This window comes from Ruegeria sp. CE9 (assembly GCF_056537425.1).
Map to the genome: position 1 here is coordinate 1 of NZ_JBQFRO010000004.1, position 20,591 is coordinate 20,591.

At 57.9% G+C, this 20,591-nt stretch carries 19 protein-coding genes; 12 read left to right on the forward strand and 7 right to left on the reverse strand.

From position 1 onward, the window contains the following. Positions 1-408 precede the first annotated feature (408 nt). Entirely contained in the window at positions 409-1,797 is a 1,389-nt protein-coding gene (locus ACR0B3_RS09305) for a dipeptidase (RefSeq protein WP_480808822.1), read from the forward strand. Positions 1,798-1,934: 137 nt separating this feature from the next. Here the strand turns inward: ACR0B3_RS09305 and lpdA are convergent, their stop codons facing one another. After that, a complete protein-coding gene (gene lpdA / locus ACR0B3_RS09310; protein WP_480808823.1) occupies positions 1,935-3,329 on the reverse strand; it encodes a dihydrolipoyl dehydrogenase in 1,395 nt (464 codons plus the stop codon). A 211-nt stretch (positions 3,330-3,540) separates the two neighbouring features. Between lpdA and ACR0B3_RS09315 the strand changes: the two genes are divergently transcribed. Further along, on the forward strand, positions 3,541-3,972 hold the full coding sequence (locus tag ACR0B3_RS09315; protein ID WP_480808824.1) for a hypothetical protein: 432 nt from the start codon (positions 3,541-3,543) through the stop codon (positions 3,970-3,972). Here ACR0B3_RS09315 and ACR0B3_RS09320 read toward each other — a convergent pair. The 4 genes from ACR0B3_RS09320 to ACR0B3_RS09335 form a co-directional block, all read right to left on the reverse strand. Further along, positions 3,969-4,547, reverse strand: a complete 579-nt coding sequence (locus ACR0B3_RS09320; protein ID WP_170686129.1) for a DUF924 family protein — start codon at positions 4,545-4,547, stop codon at positions 3,969-3,971. The genes ACR0B3_RS09315 and ACR0B3_RS09320 overlap by 4 nt on opposite strands. A gap of 107 nt (positions 4,548-4,654) precedes the next feature. Continuing rightward, positions 4,655-5,926 carry an MFS transporter gene (locus ACR0B3_RS09325; protein ID WP_170724187.1) on the reverse strand — a complete coding sequence of 424 codons (1,272 nt, stop codon included), beginning with the start codon at positions 5,924-5,926 and terminating at the stop codon, positions 4,655-4,657. A gap of 100 nt (positions 5,927-6,026) precedes the next feature. Then, positions 6,027-7,079 (reverse strand): tRNA preQ1(34) S-adenosylmethionine ribosyltransferase-isomerase QueA, encoded by a 1,053-nt coding sequence (gene queA, locus ACR0B3_RS09330; protein WP_480809121.1) that lies wholly within the window; start codon positions 7,077-7,079, stop codon positions 6,027-6,029. 44 nt (positions 7,080-7,123) lie between these two features. Beyond that, positions 7,124-10,507, reverse strand: coding sequence for a YhdP family protein (locus tag ACR0B3_RS09335; RefSeq protein WP_480808825.1), 3,384 nt, complete (start codon positions 10,505-10,507; stop codon positions 7,124-7,126). Positions 10,508-10,575: 68 nt separating this feature from the next. Here ACR0B3_RS09335 and ACR0B3_RS09340 point away from each other — a divergent pair, with 68 nt between their 5' ends. From ACR0B3_RS09340 to ACR0B3_RS09370, 7 genes are all read left to right on the forward strand, one after another. Next, positions 10,576-11,037, forward strand: coding sequence for a peroxiredoxin (locus tag ACR0B3_RS09340; RefSeq protein ID WP_480808826.1), 462 nt, complete (start codon positions 10,576-10,578; stop codon positions 11,035-11,037). Between the two features lie 43 nt (positions 11,038-11,080). Beyond that, positions 11,081-11,941 (forward strand): ferritin-like domain-containing protein, encoded by an 861-nt coding sequence (locus tag ACR0B3_RS09345; RefSeq protein WP_480808827.1) that lies wholly within the window; start codon positions 11,081-11,083, stop codon positions 11,939-11,941. 178 nt (positions 11,942-12,119) lie between these two features. Beyond that, a complete protein-coding gene (locus tag ACR0B3_RS09350) occupies positions 12,120-13,445 on the forward strand; it encodes a DUF5930 domain-containing protein (RefSeq protein ID WP_480808828.1) in 1,326 nt (441 codons plus the stop codon). Continuing rightward, entirely contained in the window at positions 13,435-13,935 is a 501-nt protein-coding gene (locus ACR0B3_RS09355; protein ID WP_170585092.1) for a polymer-forming cytoskeletal protein, read from the forward strand. Before ACR0B3_RS09350 ends, ACR0B3_RS09355 begins: the two co-directional genes overlap by 11 nt. Positions 13,936-14,054: 119 nt before the next feature. Next, entirely contained in the window at positions 14,055-14,834 is a 780-nt protein-coding gene (locus ACR0B3_RS09360) for a HalD/BesD family halogenase (protein ID WP_480808829.1), read from the forward strand. A 106-nt stretch (positions 14,835-14,940) separates the two neighbouring features. Further along, positions 14,941-15,630, forward strand: coding sequence for an aquaporin Z (gene aqpZ / locus ACR0B3_RS09365; RefSeq protein WP_170686137.1), 690 nt, complete (start codon positions 14,941-14,943; stop codon positions 15,628-15,630). Between the two features lie 100 nt (positions 15,631-15,730). Further along, positions 15,731-16,573, forward strand: coding sequence for an alpha/beta fold hydrolase (locus ACR0B3_RS09370; protein WP_480808830.1), 843 nt, complete (start codon positions 15,731-15,733; stop codon positions 16,571-16,573). A 39-nt stretch (positions 16,574-16,612) separates the two neighbouring features. On the opposite strand, the gene ACR0B3_RS09375 is transcribed toward ACR0B3_RS09370, so the two are convergent. Beyond that, positions 16,613-17,161 carry a peptidylprolyl isomerase gene (locus ACR0B3_RS09375; RefSeq protein ID WP_480808831.1) on the reverse strand — a complete coding sequence of 183 codons (549 nt, stop codon included), beginning with the start codon at positions 17,159-17,161 and terminating at the stop codon, positions 16,613-16,615. After that, positions 17,154-17,660: a peptidylprolyl isomerase gene (locus tag ACR0B3_RS09380; RefSeq protein ID WP_170686140.1), complete on the reverse strand. Its 507-nt coding sequence runs from the start codon at positions 17,658-17,660 to the stop codon at positions 17,154-17,156. The genes ACR0B3_RS09375 and ACR0B3_RS09380 overlap by 8 nt, the downstream gene beginning before the upstream one ends. Positions 17,661-17,796: 136 nt before the next feature. Here ACR0B3_RS09380 and ACR0B3_RS09385 point away from each other — a divergent pair, with 136 nt between their 5' ends. The 3 genes from ACR0B3_RS09385 to pdhA all read left to right on the forward strand — a co-directional run bounded on the left by ACR0B3_RS09385 (position 17,797) and on the right by pdhA (position 20,583). Then, positions 17,797-18,987 (forward strand): phosphoglycerate kinase, encoded by a 1,191-nt coding sequence (locus tag ACR0B3_RS09385; RefSeq protein WP_480808832.1) that lies wholly within the window; start codon positions 17,797-17,799, stop codon positions 18,985-18,987. Positions 18,988-19,109: 122 nt separating this feature from the next. Further along, positions 19,110-19,409 (forward strand): FtsB family cell division protein, encoded by a 300-nt coding sequence (locus tag ACR0B3_RS09390; RefSeq protein ID WP_480808833.1) that lies wholly within the window; start codon positions 19,110-19,112, stop codon positions 19,407-19,409. Positions 19,410-19,593: 184 nt separating this feature from the next. Then, positions 19,594-20,583, forward strand: coding sequence for a pyruvate dehydrogenase (acetyl-transferring) E1 component subunit alpha (gene pdhA / locus ACR0B3_RS09395; protein ID WP_480808834.1), 990 nt, complete (start codon positions 19,594-19,596; stop codon positions 20,581-20,583). The last annotated feature ends 8 nt before the right edge of the window (positions 20,584-20,591 follow it).

Sequence of the window (20,591 nt, forward strand, 5' to 3'; positions counted from 1 at the left end):
GCATGCGGGAAATGCCCGTTGCGACGTTCAATGTCGATAAAGGTCCGGTAACGGCCTTCGTCATGCAGCCTGGCAATCGCTGTATCGAGCTGAGCAGTATAGTCCAACGGACCCTCCTTGGATGCCCGGTTACTATAGCTCCGGGCGGCTATTTTCGCCACCTTGCTGGCTTGCCGCAAGAATGACGCCGCGTTCATCTGTCCGACCTGCCTACAGCCGAACCGCTGAACCCAACTTTGATTTGCATCAAATAACGTCTAACGCCCAGACCGACAAGCAAAGTTACGGCCAATAAACGCGAGGAAACGACGCAGGTAGATTCATCAGATCGGTTGGTCAAATCGGGCTGGACGGCCCTACCAACGCTGCTAGGCTCTGCGCAAAATCCAGACCTAGTAGGAGAGCCCCATGTCGCTTGATGCCGTACTCAGCCGGATCGACACCGATCTGACCACCTCGATTGACCGCCTGATGGAGTTTCTGCGCATTCCGTCAATCTCAACTGATCCCGCCTACAAAGAACATGTGGACAAGGCGGCCGACTGGTTGGTCGCCGATCTTCAAAGCATCGGTATTGCGGCCGAGAAGCGCGAGACGCCCGGCCATCCCATGGTCGTTGGCCATGTCGGTGAAGACAGCGATGGCCCGCATGTGCTGTTCTACGGACACTACGACGTGCAACCGGTTGATCCGCTGGAGCTGTGGAACCGCGACCCGTTTGACCCGGCCCTGGAGGACACAGCACACGGACAAGTGATCCGGGGACGTGGGTCATCCGACGACAAGGGCCAGTTGATGACCTTTGTTGAGGCCTGCCGTGCTTGGAAAGCAGTCCACGGCTCCCTGCCCTGTCGCATCACCTTCTTCTTCGAGGGTGAGGAAGAATCGGGCTCGCCCTCGCTCGTGCCGTTCCTGGAGGCAAACAAAGCCGAACTTCAGGCCGATCTGGCGCTGGTCTGTGATACCTCGATGGTCTCGCGCGGCGTGCCGTCGATCGCTTCGCAGTTGCGCGGGATGCTGAAAGATGAGTTCACCATTATCGGCCCCCGCATCGATCTGCACTCGGGTCACTATGGCGGGCCCGGCCTGAACCCGCTGCGCGAATTGTCGCGTCTTGTCGCGTCTTTCTACGATGAAGAAACCGGTCGCGTCGCTGTCGAAGGATTCTACGAAGGTGTGCACGAAGTCCCTGCGGATCAGTTGCGCCAATGGCAGAACTGCGGCTTTGACGAAGCAGAATACCTGAACTCGGTTGGTTATTCCGAACCTCATGGCGAAAAGGGGTATTCGACGCTGGAACAACAATGGGCACGCCCGACGCTAGAAGTAAACGGCCTTTGGGGTGGATACAATGGTGCTGGCTCCAAAACCGTGATCCCGTCCGAGGCGCATTGCAAAATCACCTGCCGTCTTGTCGGAGACATGGACCCGGACGCGCTACGCGATAAAATTCGCAAACATGTCGAAGACCGCTTGTCGACGGATGCCAAAGTTGTCTGGGATAATGACCTAGAAGGATCTCCTGCGTCGGTCATGAATCTTGACCGCCCTGAATTCGAAGCCGCACGCGGCGCATTGTCTGACGAATGGGATCGCGAAGCCGTCTTTACCGGCATGGGTGGCTCGATTCCTGTCGTTGGATACTTCAACACGGTTCTGGGTCTGGATTCGATGCTGGTCGGCTATGCCAATGATGACGATGCGATCCACTCACCGAATGAGAAATATGACGTCAAAAGCTTCCACAAAGGCATCCGCTCATGGGCGCGTATACTGGAATCTTTAACCAAGAAATAGACCTGGAATTTTGCGAGGCTCTGCCTCGCGCTCCGGGATATTTTCGGCCAGATGAAGTGCGGATCCCCTGCTTCATCTGGCTATAAATATCCCGGGGGAGTCGCGGCTTGCTGCGGCGGGGGCAGAGCCCCCTTCCCTTACATGTGAATCACGCGCCCATAGGCATCCAGCACACTTTCATGCATCATTTCTGACAGCGTTGGGTGCGGGAAGACGGTGTTCATCAGGTCTTCTTCCGTGGTTTCCAACTGGCGGCCAACCACATAACCCTGGATCAACTCGGTCACTTCGGCGCCGATCATGTGCGCGCCCAGCAACTCTCCGGTCTTGGCATCGAACACAGTCTTGATCAGGCCCTCGGGTTCACCCAGTGCGATGGCTTTGCCGTTGCCAATGAACGGGAAGCGTCCGACTTTGATGTCATAGCCGAGCTCTTTGGCCTTGGCTTCGCTGTAGCCGACTGAGGCGACCTGTGGCTGGCAGTAGGTACATCCCGCGATGCTTTCGGGTTTGACCGGATGTGCATGCTTGCCCGCGATCAGCTCGGCCACCATGACTCCTTCATGGCTGGCTTTATGTGCCAGCCAAGGCGCGCCGGCGATGTCTCCGATGGCATAAAGCCCATCGACGCCAGTACGGCAGAACTCATCGGTCACAACATGGGTGCGGTCGATTTTGACGCCCAGAGCCTCAAGTCCAAGGTTTTCGACATTGCCGACGATACCTACGGCCGAAATCACGGTGTCAAAATCGTGCTTCTCGACCTTGCCCTTTACCTCGATATGCGCGGTGACCTTGCCTTTGGCGCGATCCAGCTGTTTGACCATCGCCTTTTCCATGATGGTCATGCCCTGCTTGGTAAAGGCCTTCTTGGCAAAGGCGCTGATCTCGGCGTCTTCGACCGGTAAAACGCGATCCATAACTTCGACAACGGTCGTGTCCGCGCCTAAGGTATTGTAGAAGCTGGCGAATTCGATGCCGATTGCGCCCGAGCCGATGACCAGCAGTTTCTTTGGCATCCGAGGCGGCTGCAACGCGTGCTTGTAGGTCCAGACCAGATCACCGTCGGCCTCTAACCCCGGCAATTCGCGCGCGCGGGCACCTGTGGCCAGCACGATATTCTTCGCTGTCAGCTCTTCTGTGCCCTTGTCGGTCTTGACGCTAACCTTGCCTTTGGCCGGGATCGATGCCTCACCCATCACAACGGCCACTTTGTTCTTTTTCAGCAAGTGACCGATGCCGCCCGAAAGCTGCGCCGCAACACCGCGTGAGCGTTTAACGACAGCGTCCAGATCATATCCAACCTTATCCGCCTTCAGACCAAAGTCCTTCGCGCGCTCCATCAGATGGAACACTTCTGATGATCGCAGCAGCGCTTTTGTCGGAATGCAGCCCCAGTTCAGACAGATGCCACCCAGATGTTCGCGTTCTACAACCACGGTTTTCAGGCCTAACTGCGCCGCGCGAATTGCAGCAACATAGCCACCGGGGCCAGCCCCGATTACGATCAGATCATAGGATTGTGCAGCCATGTTTCCCTCTCGGCGCAGGTCGGTTTAAAAACTAGTTTACCGTTAAACTATTTTTCTCAGCGCATCAACATGGCAACCCGCGACATATATGACGCAGGGTCAAATCACATGTATCAAGCTGATTTCAGCCTATACCCACTCTTGAACAAAGGCTAGAACCGGGGTTTCAGGACCATCTGATTTTGAATTTCCGATTTCCGAAAGGCGTCTCATGGCTAAAACGCTCAAAGACCTGCTTCTTGCTCTTTTGAATGCGACATTGATATTGCTGGCGATATGCCTCTTTCTAGGCTGGAAGCTGGCGCAATCCGTAGATCAGATCCGAACCGGGTTTGCTGAAAACCTGCAAGTCGTGGCGCCGTTACGCGAAGAGGCGCAAGGAATTCGCGGAGAACTGACCGCGCTGCGCAGCGATCTTGCCTCCCTAAGCGCGGGATCATTGCTAGACGCGACAATGCGACAACAGGTGAATGCCGCCCTGCAACGCCTTAATAATTTGGAAGGTAAACTCGAAGACACACAGACCCGGCTGGCGAAGCTTGTCGAAGAACCGGAAGACCTGATCAACTATGCGATCACGACATCCGCAGACAGCTTCACCGACCGGATTTTGGTCATCAAGGGATGCGAGCCCGCGACCTAAGTCGCGGCCTGCAATTCGCGCACTGTGGAACCATAGCCGCCGTTGCTGACATATGCGGCTTCGTGTTCAGTTGTGGCGCGTTCCAAAGCATCGTTGCGATATGGGAAACGACCAAACTTTCGGATCACCTCGCGATGCGCACGCGCATGCAGCAGGTTGCTATCGCCACCTTCCGGCATCCGTTCGAGCATCAGGCGCACACAACGCTCCTGATCACACAGATTTTCCGAATGCATCATCGGCAAGTAAAAGAACTGCCGCGCCGGTTCATCGATTTTCAGATCCCAGCCTTTGTCGACCGCGCATTTCGCGGCTGCCAACGCTGCCCTATCCGATGCAAACGCTTGTTTGCTGCCCCGGAACATGTTGCGAGGCAACTGATCCAAAAGGATAATATATGCCAGCGATCCGCTGGGATATGTCAGCCAGAGCGAGAATTTCCCCTCGCACGCATCTTCCCATGTCTTTAGGAATTTTTCCCGGATCCGCGCATCCAGCGCGTCATCCTGTAGGTACCACCCGTCGGGGCCAACCTCATCTAACCAAAAACTCAATACTTCTTCAGGACCTGCCATTGCCCTAGACTCCGTAATTGTCCTCCCCAGGACGTAACGTCATTAAAATCACTTTTACAGATTTGTGACAGTAACATATTGCAACACAAAAGTCACAATTCCGGCGCTCAGGCGGGATCTTGCGTATCCTGCTCATCCTGCGCGGCTTCGATGGCAACCTCTTGCGCTACTTCCAGGGCAACGGGCGACGATGTCGGATAGATCGGCGCAATCGTTCCGGTCTCATCAACGGGTTTGTAGACGCGCTGGGTCATGCGATAGGCGGCATATGCCGCCATCGTAAACATCAGTGCGGCGATGAACAGAAAGAAGCCAGACGGACCGACCACGCCTGCCCCCATCAGCCAACCGGTGATGATTGGGCCGGCAATTGCGCCAAGCCCGTTGATAAAGATCAGCCCGCCCGAGGCCGCAGACATATCGTCATACTCAAGATAGTCGTTGGTATAGGCGATCAGCAGGGAATAGAGCGGGCTTGTCATCCCACCGATGATGAATGCCGCGACCAGAAGCATGGTAAAGGTAACACCGTAGATCATGCCAATCAGCGCGCCAGCACCGCCAACCGCTGCCGTCAGCAAAATCAGCAAACGCCGGTCCATCCGGTCCGAGATCCAACCTATCGGGAACTGTAACAGGACAGCCCCGATGTAGAACACGGCCACGAAGGTCGAGATCTCGACAAGGCTCAGACCGACAGATGCGCCGTAAACCGCGCTCATCCCGAATTGAGCCGAGAATATGCCACCCAACAGGAACATGCCAACACAGCCCAGAGGAGAGGTATCCATCAGCTTGCGCAGGGTCATCGGTTTGGTGGTGTCAAATGCGGGCGTCGGAGAGATCGACAGCAGAATCGGCGCAAAAGAAACCGAAACCAGGATTGATGCGATGACAAAGGTTTCGTACCCGGCTGGATCGCCCACCAACAGCAGGGCCTGCGCGCTGACGACGCCCAACATCTGCACGATCATATAGAGTGACAGTGCCTGCCCCCGGTTCTCGTTGTTTGCAGCGTTGTTCAACCAGCTTTCGGCGGTCACATACACACCCGAGAAACAAAATCCGATGATCACACGGCCCAGCGACCAAGCAATTGGATTGGTCAGCATGGGATACATGATCATGACGGCCGAGATGAACGAAGCGAGCGCCGCAAACACGCGCACATGGCCCACACGGCGGATCATTTCAGGTGCCAGACGCGAGCCGCCCAGAAATCCAAGGAAATAGGCAGACATCACAAAGGACATCTCGAGGGTTGAGAACCCTTCAATCTCTCCGCGCACACCCAGCAACGTGCCCTGCAGGCCGTTGCCAACCATCAGCAACCCCATTCCAAGAAGAAGCGCCCAAGCGCTGGAAAGTACCTGAAGCATTCTGCCTATCCAAAATTGCTGATGTGTTTTGTCCGCTTTGCAATCTTTCCCCAATAACATCGCGCCTGTCTACGACATCATGAAGACGTGGATGGCCAAGTTACGACGATGGGATCAGCAAAGACGCATCTCCATACGAGAAAAAGCGATACTCGCCCGCAACGGCATGGTCATATATTGACTTGACCCGATCTTGCCCCATCAGCGCCGAAACCAGCATCAGCAGGGTGGATTTTGGCAGGTGAAAATTCGTCATCAGCGCATCGGTCACGTTGAATCGGAATCCGGGGTAAATGAAGATATCTGTCTCGCCTTCCCAAGGCTCGATCTGTCCACCACGCGCCGCACTTTCGATCAAGCGCAAAGCAGTCGTTCCCACGGGAATAACCCGTCCGCCTGCTTCTTTGGTTGCCGCGATCTCGGCTGCAGCCCGCGCGCTGACCCGTCCCCATTCAGCATGCATCTTGTGGGTGGTCACGTCTTCGACCTTAACCGGCAGAAAGGTTCCTGCGCCTACATGCAGCGTGACATGGGTGAAATCGACGCCGCGCGCCGACAGTGCCTCCAACAAGTCGTCGTCGAAATGCAACGACGCCGTTGGGGCCGCAACAGCACCAGAGTTTCGCGCCCAAACGGTCTGGTAGTCGGTTTTGTCCTGTTCGTCCGCCGCACGTTTTGCCGCGATATAGGGGGGCAGAGGCATCGCGCCTGCTTGCTCCAATGCTTGATCGAAATCCTCTCCGGTCAGGTTGAAGCGCAAATAGGCCTGGCCATCGGCTACTTTCTCCAAGGTTGCGCTCAGATCATTCGAGAATACGATCTCTTCTCCTGGCTTGACCTTTTTCAGAGGCTTGATCAGCGCCGCCCAGCATCCATCAGATTGCGGGTCCAGCAATGTTGCCTCGATCGCAGCCGAAACCGGCCCCTGCGCGCTGTCCCGGTGTCGCCGACCGCTCAGCCTCGCGGGGATGACGCGGGTGTCATTCAGCACCAATCGATCACCGGGCTGCAATATGTCCAGCAGGTCGAACACGTGCCGATCCTGAATGGCCTCGCCTTGCGCAAGCAGCAGCCGTGCTGAGGAGCGCGGGCTGGCAGGACGCGTGGCAATCAAGTGATCCGGCAGATGGAAGTCAAAATCGCTGAGTTTCATGGCCGCGCCATACATCGGCACGATAGATTCGGCCACCATTCAGATCAGCGATCCTCACCTCGGGTCTGGAGTGCTGGGTGCTCCTCGTCTGGTCGGTCCGGCGTGGCATTGGGACCATCCGAAACAGTTGGGGCAGGTTCGCGTAGGAGATTGCGAAGGAATAGAGGTGCAAGGCCCGAAAGCGGATTGACGGAAACCTTTGGGTCGCTCAGCGGGCCAGTCAGAGTATAATTGAAGGCAAATATACCTTCGCCCTTTTTAGACAGCACACTGCCAATCGCATTGACCAAGTAGATCGGTGAAATCGCGCCGCGCAGATTCAACATACCAACCACCGTATCGATAGTGCCATCAAAGGAAATCCCCATCGACGGCCCTACGGCACTGCCGCTCAACACCTTAACCTCGGTCGGCGTGATGCGCATCTTGCTGTCGATTGCGGAAAAGAAGATACCCTGCCCCGCCATTTCATCCAGCAAACCCACCAAGCTGATCGCGTTCAAAATCGCCGCCATGGCCGGGGCGTCGGTGATCCGCGTGTTCTTGATCTTTAGATCAACATCATAATTTCCGGGCTCAGCGATCGGATCGAGTTGCAATTGCATCGTTCCACCGCGCGCCTGTGTCAGAACCCCGGCCGAGCGCAGAACTGCTCCTGCGTCCTCAGAGGTCAGTCCAACCGCAGATCGCGATGCGCGCGGCGTGACCTGCCCTCTGATCGAAGCACCGCCGTTTATCTGAGCGCTAAAGTCGCCGGTCAGCCCGCCAGTCGTTTGAAACGATCCTTTAAGTCCGGTCAGCGCAACGGTTTCAGTGACCTGCAACCGGTCGAGCGCCACGTCCAGCCTTGGCCCGGGCCCCGCAGCGCCGCCACTGTTACTCCCTTCGCCAATTGTGGATTTCCCAAGATCGAGCACGCCGCCCAGAACGCGGATATCTGGCAGTGCAGAACCGCGTCCAATCAGTTCCGCCGGAACTGCCAACCAATTTCCCAACTCGAACGAGCTGAAACGCACTCTGTCAAACCCGCCGTCCCGGAAAGAGATCGCCGCACTTGTCCGCAATCCCGCCGCATCAATTCGCAGTGAATCAACGCTGAGTTCCGCGCCCAAAGTCGCCTCGGCGGTCAAAGTGCCGCTGGTACTGGCCGATTTTCGCCATCCAAGTTCCGGGATTGCCAGCGCGACACCGACCAGATCGGAATCCGCTGACAAGCGCGGCGGCTCACCTGCACCTAGGCTCAGGCTGAAATCGGCTAACCCTTCTCCGGTTAGCATCCCGCGCGGCAGCCCGGCGTTGATCTGCTCCATCAGACGCGGGGAAAGCTCGATCTGTCCGGTCAATTCGCTTTGCTGCGGAGTTTCTCCGCCAATCGGCTGACGCCACTCGGCCTCGACCGGGACAACACCAAACAGACCATCGCCCTGAATCGCCACCTGCGTCTGATCCCCGATCAGATCCAGGCGGTCGGCGCTGACTTCAAATCCGGGGACCAGCCTGCTGCTCTCCAAATTCGATAACTCGCCCGTATAGTGAAACTTTGTGTCCTCCAGCTTCAGGCCTTTGATCAGAGGCAATGAAAGCGTCCCGGTCAGACTGACCTGACCATCGGCCAGATCGACGGGCAGGTTCGCCTTGGTTAGCAATTGCAGCGGCGGCCGATCCAGCAACGACATAGCCGCGGTCACGTTGCCGCTGGCCTCAATCCGCGCGATTCCGGGAGTGGTTTTTTTGATGCCGGTGTCGGGAATGATGAATGACGTGCCCGAGGCATCAACCACTCCGCCCTCATCCGCGATCACGATCCCTTTTTGTGCCGAAACAGTGAAGCGCCGGTTGAGCAGACTAGCCTGTCCTTGTGCATCCTGAATAGGCGGCAAGGTCTTAGCGAACCGAATTTCGGCCTTGTCGAATTCGAAATCCACGTAGATGTCGGGCTTTTCGTCAGGCCGCAAACGCAAGGCGAAATCCAGATCCGACATCTCTCCGTAGTTCAGATTTTCAGTGACCCACAGTCGCGGCTTCGGGGCCAGCCGTTCCGGCCAGTAATTCAACAGCTGGTCCGAGCTCATCTGGTCGATCTGGGCATCAATCGCAGCCACCCACCCTTCGGACAATCCGGCCAGAGACCCGCTGAGCCGCGCGCGGTGGGCACCGTCCTCGATCGTCATCTGACCCAATTGCATCCGGAAGGGGGCCAGCTTCATCTGGAAGTCCACATCAGCCCGCGTTAGGTTCAACGCTTCGGGGAACAGATTGGCCGGGTTGATCTCAATCCCGCTCAGGCGAAATTGCCCCGACATACTGTCCAGACCGCCCGCATTGACACCTTGGAGGAAGGCTTTGCCATCGGCCTGCACCGTACCCCAGGCGGAACGGATCGATACCTCGTTGAAATCAAGCACCTCTTGCGCCGGATCGTAGGTAAAATAAGTGCGCGCCGATTCAAATTTGATCGGCGTCGTCTCGGGCGTAGGCTGCACTGCGCCCGCACCAAGATTGAGCGTTGCAAAGACTGGGCCCAATGCGCCCTCTGCATCCACGCTGCCACGCAAGGCACCCGAGATCGGGGTGCGCAGAATCTGCATCCAAGCCAAGGCCGGGCTGTGACCCGCAATATCTTCTGCCGGAAGATCAGTGATCGAAACGCCGAATTGTGCGGCAGGGCTGCCGAGCAAACTGGTATAGTTCGCCTCGATCATGCTGACATAATCACGCCCCGCGAGAACCGAGAAACTGGTGGCCAGCCGCACCTCGCCGGCGCTGCGATTAGCTTGAATGCGCCCTCCATCCAGCACCCAGGATCGCCCAAGCCGAAGGTCTTGATAGTCCAGCGTAATCGCATCCAACTCGACCGAGGTTAGGGCCGACAGAGCTGGCGACTGGAATACCTCATCCGAGGTCTCGATCAACTGCGCCAGATTTCGGGCCTGCCCGACCGGTGCGCTATCTGCCCCGACGGTCAGTGAAAGCGCACCATCAACACCCCGGGTCAACGCAATCTGAGCGCCTTGCAGGATGATCCGCTTGGGCCGCACATGTCCGCGCAGCAGTGGGCGCATCGATAGGCTGGCCCGCAGGTCCGAGACCTCTGCAATCTGCTGACCGGCGGCGTCACTGATACGAACGTCTGTCAGCCGCAAACGCGGGCGCCAGCCTTCATGGATGATAAAGCTGACGTCGCCAAATCGTATCTGCACACCACCCAACGCCTGATCAAGGCGCGCCTCAACCCGATCGCGCAACCAGTCGGGCGCGTGCATGCGCTGGCCAACAACCATAAAGCCGGTGAACAGCGCCAGAAACCCAAGGACAAAGACGCCCCGCAATGTCCACAGCCCAGCCGTGCGCCGGCGTGACCTTCGGCGCGGTTTTTTCTCCGCTTCCGTGTCATCCTGCTGTTCTTGCTGGACCAATTTGCGTTCCACGCCTTTCAACCTGCCAACGGAGCCCTATGATAAATGGCAACCGTTAATTTCTCAGCCGGAGTTTGAATATGCCCGAAGTCTCAGACATCGCACCCGACTTTACTCTGCCCCGCGACGGTGGCGGCGAGGTGTCCCTGTCGGAACAGCGCGGCCGCGCAGTCGTTCTGTTTTTCTATCCCCGTGATGATACGCCGGGCTGCACCAAGGAATCCATCGGTTTCTCGGAACAACTGCAGGCCTTTGCGGACGCGGGTGCTAACGTTTTCGGCATTTCGCGCGATACCGTGGCCAAGCATGACAAATTTGTCGCCAAGCACGGCCTGACCACGCCGCTGCTATCCGATGACGGCCGGACCGTGTGCGAGGACTATGGCGTCTGGGTCGAAAAGAACATGTATGGGCGTAAATCCATGGGCATCGAACGCTCGACCTTTCTGATCGATGCTGAGGGCAAGATCGCCCGCGTCTGGCGCAAAGTAAAAGTGCCCGGGCACGTGGACGAAGTGCTCGAGGCGGCGCGCGCACTCTGACCCCCTCGACCCGCGTGGGCATCAAGGGTATGACCCGCGCGGAATGCAGCACAGGGGGGCAAGCGTGTCAAAAACACTGACCGAAATGGCGACCGAGGTTCTGACCACATCGGTCGGGCGCGAGAAAACAGCCCTGTCCAAACGCTATGCCGCCGATTGGTTTGCCGCCCGGAAAGGCGAAGCACCCGAGATCGCAGTGGGCACTGCCGAGCCTCCGCTTTACCCTGCGCGTCCCGATAAACCCGAGCTGTTATCGCCCCGCGATGTACCCCGCCGCAGGCCGGGGTCAGAAGCGGGCCGCATCGCGCTGTTGCACGCCGTGGCCCATATCGAATTGAACGCCGTTGATCTGCACTGGGACATCATCGCCCGGTTCGGGCATGTGCCAATGCCTATCGGGTTCTACGACGATTGGGTGAAATGCGCCGAAGAAGAGTCGCGCCATTTCGAGATGGTCTGCGACTGCCTGGAACAAATGGGAAGCCATTATGGCGCCCTGCCCGCCCATGCCGGAATGTGGCGGGCCGCTGAGGACACGGCCGAGGACTTGATGGGTCGACTGGCCGTCGTTCCCATGGTGCTTGAGGCGCGCGGGCTCGACGTGACGCCCGGGATGATCGACATCTTCCGCAAGGCAAAGGCCGACGATGCCGTCGCCGCGCTGGAAGTGATCTATGCGGAAGAGGTCGGGCACGTCGCCTATGGTTCGAAATGGTTTCACTTTCTCTGCGGGCGCGAGAATACCGACCCCAAGGATGTGTTCCATGCCCTCGTCCGCCGCTATTTTCACGGCGTGCTGAAACCACCTTTCAACGAAGAAAAACGCGCCGAGGCTGGGCTGCCGCCCGATTTCTATTGGCCGCTTACTGAAGACCTGCCACCACCCGGGGCTGTATCAGACTGACAGTAGGTGCGCGTTATCGGCAAGTTCTCGCCGATCACACGCGGTAAAACTCCGTTCATAGCACTTGATTGGTTAACAAACTTGCCCGATTGGCCCGTCCCCTTTATGCAATCGCGTCAAGGAGCGGCTACTCACTCACGACCGGCTCCGAGATATGGGGACTATTGAGGTAGGACGCGTGCGCACACGTCTGGCAATTAAACTACACTCACTGCTCGAGCGGCACTTTCCTGAGCGCCGCGTATTCCTGAAATCCGACAATGATACACGATTCATCCGGCTGAGTTCTGAAACCCAGATCGCCGCCGTCGCCGGTGTATCGGTGATGGTCGCATGGACGGCCATCGCAACGTCGATCCTGCTGATGGACAGCATCGGATCGGGCAATTTCAGAGAACAGGCAAAACGCGATCAAGCCACCTATCAGGAGCGGCTGAACATCCTGTCTGCGGAACGCGACGCGCGCGCGACCGAAGCCTTGGCCGCTCATGACAGGTTCAACGCCGCGCTGGAACAGATTTCGGTCATGCAATCCGAATTGCTGGATTCCGAGAACCGCCGCCGCGAGCTGGAAACGGGCATCGAAGTCATCCAGACCACCTTGCGCGCGACCATGAAACAGCGCGAAGACGCACGGACCGAGCTGGCGGAACTGCAAAACAGCACAGATGGCGACGCAGCTTACATGATGGCATCTGCCAACCCGGCACAGATGGAATTCATGACTGACGCACTGGCCCGGACTGCAGCGCAACGCGACCAGATCGCCGCGGATGCCCAAGGCGCGTTGGACGAACGCGACGAGCTTGAGCTGGAAATTCGTCTGATGCAGGAACGCAGTGACGAGATTTTCCGCCAGTTGGAAGAAGCGATGCTGATCTCGGTTGAGCCTCTGGACAAGATGTTCCGCAACGCGGGCATGCCAACAGATCGTATCCTCGACGAAGTTCGGCGCGGATATAGCGGTATGGGCGGTCCGCTGACCCCTTTATCCCTTAGCACACGCGGTGAGGAACTGACCCCCGACCAGATCCGCGCCAATATCCTGCTGGAACAGATGGACCAGCTGAACCTCTATCGCATCGCTGCCGAAAAGGCCCCCTTCGCCAGCCCTGTGCGCGCCGCCGTCCGTTTTACCAGCGGCTATGGAACCCGTCGCGACCCCAAGACCGGTGGCCGTCGCATGCATAATGGCGCGGACTTTGCCGGCCCCTCAGGCACCGATATCTTCGCGACCGCTGATGGTGTTGTCACTCATGCAGGCTGGCAATCGGGCTTCGGACGGCTGGTTAAGATCAAGCACGCGTTCGGGATTGAGACACTTTACGCTCATAACACCAAGTTACGCGTAAAGGTCGGCCAAAGGGTCTCGCGTGGGGATCATATTGCTGATATGGGTAGCACCGGACGGTCCACCGGAACGCATCTGCACTACGAAGTACGCGTGAATGGTAAACCCGTGAACCCTATGACCTATATCAAGGCTGCGAGAAATGTTTTCTAAGAGCAAAATCAACGAACCCGGATCGAAAGAGACTGAGGCAGCAAAACCGGCCGCACCTGCCACCCCCGCGGCCCCTGCACCGGCTGAAACCAAGGCCAGCACCCCGCCCAAGCCAAAGCCGCCCGCATCGGTTCTGTCCTCGGATCTGCACATCACCGGTAACCTGAAGACCTCGGGTGATATCCAGGTTGAGGGCACAGTCGAGGGCGACATCCGCGCCCACCTACTGACGATCGGCGAGACTGCTACCATCAAAGGCGAAGTCACCGCTGACGACGTTGTTGTAAATGGCCGCATCGTGGGTCGCGTACGTGGCCTTAAGGTCCGCCTGACCTCGACCGCACGCGTCGAAGGCGACATCATTCACAAGACCATCGCTATCGAAAGCGGCGCCCATTTCGAGGGTTCAGTCCAGCGTCAGGACGACCCCCTGAACCCAGGCCGTAGTGGCAAATCGGGTGCCAATCCGGCAGCGGAAGTCAAACAGTAAGACAAACACTTCTATCCAACAGAAACGCCGCGATCCTGTTCGCGGCGTTTTTTGTTTCTTGGGTGCTGAGAAAGTTCTACACCAATTGAGAATGACGCACTCAACGGCATGGAGGTCCGATGGAACTGGCCGATATTGTTGATCTCACCACCTACCCGATCGAGTACCCGGACTTTCGCGCCACGCTCAGGCAGAGCTATCAGCGCGACGGTGTGCTGGAGATGCCGGGTTTCGTAACTGAAAGCGCGATATCCTCCATTCGGGCAGAGGGTCTGGCAAACAAAGATAAGGTATATGCCAAGACCGAGAAGCACACGGTCTACCTCAGCCCGCAGGACCCCGCCTATAACCCTGAGCACCCGCGCAACCGGTTGGTGACCTCGTCAAAGGGTTGCTTGACCGATGATCAGATTGCCGAGGCTTCTGCCCTTCGTGCGCTATACGATTCCGATGTATTCCGCGCCTTTCTGTGCGACGTGCTGGAAGAAGACGCTCTGTTTGAGTACGCCGATCCATTGTCGTCAATCAATCTCCACTTTGCCGAACAAGGGCAAGAGCTGGGCTGGCATTTCGACAATTCCTCTTTCGCGATCACGCTGATGGTTCAGCCGCCAGAACATGGCGGTTCCTTTGAGTATGTCCGCGATGTGCGCGATGCAGATGCTGGTGAGATGAGCTTTGACGCGGTTGGCGACATCCTCGATGGCCGTACTCAGGTCAATCAGCTCGACGCCGAGGCTGGAACATTGGTATTCTTCCGTGGTCGGAACTCGATCCACCGGGTGGCTCCAAACGAGGGCGAACAAACCCGTATCCTTGCCGTGCTTGCCTATAACACCGAACCGGGCATTTCCTTGTCCGAAAGCGCACGCCAAACATTCTACGGACGCACCGGATAGTTTTCAGGCGCTGAAGAAGAGCCTTAAAAATTCCCCGCAGACGTTAGTTTCACAAAAAGCGTTTTTTGAATTAACTTTAAAGCCATTGTTTTCTGGAGGACTTTTCATGTCATCAAAACTCATGGCTGAATTCTTTGGCACATTCTGGCTTGTGCTAGGCGGTTGCGGCAGCGCGGTTCTGGCTGCGGGCGTTGCCGACGTAGGCATCGGCTGGCTGGGCGTTTCCTTTGCCTTTGGTCTGACCGTGCTGACCATGGCCTATGCGGTCGGGCATATTTCGGGCGGGCATTTCAATCCTGCGGTCAGCCTTGGGCTGATGATCGGTGGACGGTTCGACGCCAAGGATCTGATCCCCTACTGGATTGCCCAGGTGATCGGCGCGATCGCAGCTGCGGCTGTTCTTTACCTGATCGTCAGCGGCGCGCCCGGGTTTGAAGGCGTCGGAGGGTTCGCATCGAATGGCTATGGCGAGGCATCGCCCGAAGGCTATTCCATGATGTCCGCGCTGATCATCGAAATCGTGATGACTGCGTTCTTCATCGTGATCATTCTGGGCGCGACCTCAAGCGGCGCACCTGCAGGGTTTGCACCGATAGCAATTGGATTGGGGCTGACTCTGATCCACCTGATCTCGATCCCGGTGACCAACACATCCGTAAACCCCGCGCGCTCGACAGGTGTCGCGCTGTTTGCGGATGGTCCGGCTCTGGCGCAGCTTTGGCTGTTCTGGGTGGCCCCGCTGATCGGAGGCGCGATTGGCGCGCTGATCTGGAAAGCGATGACCACCGACGACTGATCTGGCGCACAGATAAAATCTACCCGTCGCCCTGAAAATCGCGATACCATCGCGCAGCAGGGCGGCGGCAACCGCCGCGCCCATGATTTGGGAGGACGCAATGAACACACTCACTACAACAGTGTTTCTGGGCTGTCTGGCCTCGGCCAGCTGGGCCTCTGAGCAATGGATGACTATTCCAGAGGCCCCGGCCATGCCCGAGGCCGCGACCTCGGGCACAGCTGCGGTCAACGGCATCGATATGTATTACGCCACCTATGGCGACAGCGGCGGCACCCCGATCCTGATGATCCATGGCGGTCTGGCGCACGGCGATATCTGGGCGGCGCAGGTGGCGGACCTTGCTCAGGATCACCCGGTCATCGTCGCGGACACGCGGGGCCATGGGCGGTCGACCAATGATGGCAGCACCTATGCTTATGACCTTCTGGCGCAGGACTATCTGGCCCTCCTGAATCATCTGAATGTCGACAAGGTTCATCTGGTCGGTTGGTCGGACGGGGCCAATATCGGTTACATGATCTCGTCAACCGATCCGGATCGTCTGGCCAGCCACTTTGCCCATGCGGGCAATGTTTCACTGGATGGCATCGATCCTTCGGTTGAAACCAATGAGGTCTTTGGAACCTATGTCGGAATGATGGCCGAGGACTATGCCCAGATGTCCCCCACACCGGACAAGTTCGAAGAGTTCCTCGGTGGGGTTGCGGCCATGTGGGCCACGGAAAAACCTGGCGGTCTTGAGGGGTTGGCCTCGGTCACCGTTCCCACTCTGGTGGTGCAAAGCGCCCATGACGAAGCGATCCTGACCGAGCATTCAAAGGCCATTGCCGAGGCGATCCCCGGTGCCGATCTTCTCATTCTTGAGGATGTGAGCCATTTCGCGTCGTTTCAGGACGCAGCCGGATATACCAAGGCAATCCGGGACTTTATCGATCAATAGAGCGAAGCCCGGCGCTGCAGCCAACGCCGGGCTTATCCGTTATTCCGTAACGGTGACTTTTTTCATCGCGTCCGGCTGGCCGATTACGGCGCCGTTCGGGCCGTCTCCGCGCTTGATCGCATCAACCACGTCCATACCGCCGGTGACCTGTCCCACAACCGTATACTGGCCGTTCAGGAACGGGCCGGGTTCGAACATGATGAAGAATTGTGAATTGGCGCTGTCGGGGTCTTGCGCCCGCGCCATGCCCACAACGCCCCGGTCATAGTTGAAATCCGAGAACTCGGCAGGCAGATCGGGGCGGTCTGAGCCCCCGGTGCCTGCGCGGCGCATATCACCACCGATACGGCCAAACTCAACATCACCAGTCTGCGCCATGAAGCCATCGATCACGCGGTGAAAGACCACCCCATCATACTGACCTGCAGCGGCAAGGGCGGTGATTTGTTCCACATGTTTGGGCGCAAGGTCTTCGAATAGATCGACGGTAACGGTGCCATTGGCCTCCTCGCCCTCAATCTCGATCTCCAAACCCGTGGCCAGCGCGGGGCTGGCCAGCAGGGCAAAAGCAGCAGCCAGCTTATGCATCTGCGGCCACCTTGACGCTGATCATACGGTCAGGGCTTGCTGGCGGCTCGCCCCGGACGATGGCATCCACATGCTCCATCCCGTCGATCACGCGGCCATAGACCGTATATTGACCGTTCAGGAAGTGATTGTCCTTGAAATTGATGAAGAACTGCGAGTTGGCCGAATCCGGATTCTGCGACCGCGCCGCGCCCAACGTGCCGCGATCATGAGGCAGTTTCGAGAACTCTGCCGGAACGTTCGGCAGCGAAGAGCCACCGGTGCCCGCCATACGAATGTTGAACCCGTCTTCCATGTCACCATGCTGCACGTCGCCGGTTTGCGCCATGAACCCGTCGATCACGCGGTGGAAGGCGACGTTGTCATACTCACCGCCACGGGCCAGTTCTTTCATACGGGCCGAATGCTGAGGGGCCACGTCCGGCAACAGCTCGATGACGACATTGCCGTCTTTCAACTCGATGATGATCGTGTTTTCGGGGTCTTTGATCTCGGCCATTTGGCCCTCCTGTCTTTGAAACTTGCGCAAATACCTATGACGCGGACGCGTGAATGCCAAGTGACGCATTGACCTGAAGGCAAAATGCAGGAAAAGAACCGCCTGAAACTGGATGCAATGGGCAAGGATAGGCGTGATGGGCTGGAAATCTCTGGACGATATGGATCTGAACGGCAAACGGGTTCTGGTACGGGTGGATATCAACGTGCCTGTCGCGGATGGCGTGGTGACCGACGACACCCGCATTCAACGGATCGTGCCAACCGTGCGCGATATCCTCGCCGCAGGCGGTAAACCCATCCTGCTGGCCCATTTCGGGCGCCCCGGCGGTCGGCATGTACCCGAGCTGTCATTGAAGCAGCTTGTACCCGCACTTGAAACCGCTTTCGGGGTCCCCGTCCACTTTGCCAGTGATTGCGTCGGCTATGAGGCGGAAACCGCTGCTGCCGCCCTAGCCGAAGGTCAGGTTCTGTTACTAGAAAACACCCGCTTCCACGCCGAAGAAACCAAGAACAGCGTCCCTCTTGCCCAAGGCATGGCCAAGTTGGGCGACATCTACTGCAACGACGCTTTTTCAGCCGCGCACCGGGCCCACAGTTCGACCGAGGCACTGGCGCGTCTGCTGCCCGCCTGTGCCGGTCGCCTGATGCAACAGGAACTGAGCGCGCTTGAGGCCGCCCTGGGCGCACCCAAACGGCCCGTCACGGCGGTTGTCGGCGGCGCGAAAGTGTCGACCAAGCTGGACCTGCTGGGCAACCTGATCGAGAAGGTCGATTACCTGGTCATTGGCGGAGGTATGGCGAATACCTTCCTGCTGGCCCAGGGGATCGACATCGGTAAGTCGCTGGCCGAACACGCGTTGACCGATACCGCCGCAGACATCCTGAGCAAAGCCGAATCTGCAGGCTGCACCATTGTCTTGCCGCGCGACCTCGTGGTTGCTGAAGTTTTCGAAGCCAACGCCTCGCATCAGGTGCTGCCTGCGGACCAATGCCCCGCGGATGCGATGATCCTGGATGCCGGTCCCGAAAGCGTAGCGGCAGTGTCTGAGGTGCTGGAGAAAAGCCAGACCCTGATCTGGAACGGCCCCCTTGGTGCGTTCGAGCTGACCCCGTTCGACGCCGCCACCAACGCTGCGGCGCTGAAAGCCGCCGCATTGACGCGCGAAGGCAAACTGACCTCGGTCGCGGGCGGGGGTGACACGGTCGCCGCCCTGAATGCCTCGGGCGCGGCGGCTGATTTCTCATACATCTCCACCGCTGGCGGGGCTTTCCTGGAATGGATGGAAGGCAAGACCCTGCCGGGCGTTGCGGCGTTGGACCAATAATCGCCAAACCTCAGCTTTTTTGTCACAGGGGATTCACAAGCCGAATCACCTGTGACATAGTGCCTAGAGATACCCGCTAAGGGTACGTTTCTGAGGCAGTTTGTTATACGGCGGTTAACACAGTGACCCGTTCCCATCGGCCCGGTCTTGGGGCATTCATCTTCTTCTCGGTTGCCTTCATGCTGGGTGTGTATTTCACCTTTGCAGCCGTGCAGGGGGATTACGGTTTGTTTCGTCGGGTGGAAATCGCAGCGGAACGCGACGCACTTTCCCGCGACCTGGATCGGCTCAACAATGAGATCGCGCAGATGGAGAACCTGACCCGCCGTCTGTCTGACACCTATCTGGACCTTGATCTGCTGGACCAACAGGCACGTTCGGTCCTTGGCATGATCCGCGCGGACGAGATTGTCATCCGCTGATCGCCCTTAAGCATCAGATTTTTCGCAATAAATTCTCCGTTGTAAAAATCTTCTCCGAAGATTTTTAGGTGCTGCATCGTCGCGCCCTGCCCCCGCGTCACATTAGCACTCGCCAGATGGGACGAAATGCTTTATGAGATAGTTTAACACTAAACTATCTGTCCGAGAGGGGGAGATCGCCACGATGGCTGCGCGAAAAACCACAAAGAAACCAAATGTTTCTGCGGAAGAGCTCAAGACCTACTACCGCGAGATGCTGCTGATCCGCCGATTCGAAGAAAAAGCCGGCCAGCTTTACGGCATGGGTCTGATCGGTGGGTTCTGCCACCTTTACATCGGTCAAGAAGCTGTCGTTGTCGGCCTCGAGGCTGCAGCCCAAGACGGTGACAAGCGGATTACTTCCTATCGCGATCACGGCCATATGCTGGCTTGCGGCATGGAACCCGGTGGCGTGATGGCCGAGCTTACCGGGCGTGAAGGCGGCCTGTCCAAGGGCAAGGGCGGCTCGATGCATATGTTCTCGAAAGAGAAGCATTTCTACGGCGGTCACGGCATCGTCGGCGCGCAGGTGCCACTCGGTGCGGGTCTGGCCTTCGCCGACAAGTACAAGGAAAACGGTGGCGTCACCTTCACCTATTTCGGGGACGGCGCAGCCAACCAGGGTCAGGTCTATGAGACGTTCAACATGGCCGCCCTCTGGGATCTGCCGGTCGTCTTCGTGATCGAGAACAACCAATATGCGATGGGCACGGCGCAGGCGCGTTCGACCTCCTCGCCGGACATATACGTGCGGGGCGAGGCGTTCGGCATCCCCGGCGAGATCGTCAACGGTATGGACGTGCTGGCGGTCAAAGCCGCTGGCGAAAAGGCCGTCGCACACTGCCGCGCGGGTAAAGGCCCATACATTCTTGAGGTTAAAACCTACCGCTATCGCGGCCATTCCATGTCCGACCCGGCCAAGTATCGCACCCGCGAAGAGGTTCAGAAGGTTCGCGAACAAAGCGATCCGATTGAACATGTGCGCGAGCTGCTGCTGACCGGCAAACACGCGACCGAAGATGACCTGAAAGCGATCGATAAAGAGATCAAAGAGGTCGTCAACCAGGCCGCCGAATTCTCAAAAGAAAGCCCCGAGCCCGCGCTGGACGAGCTCTGGACAGATATCTACGCCTGAGAGGACGA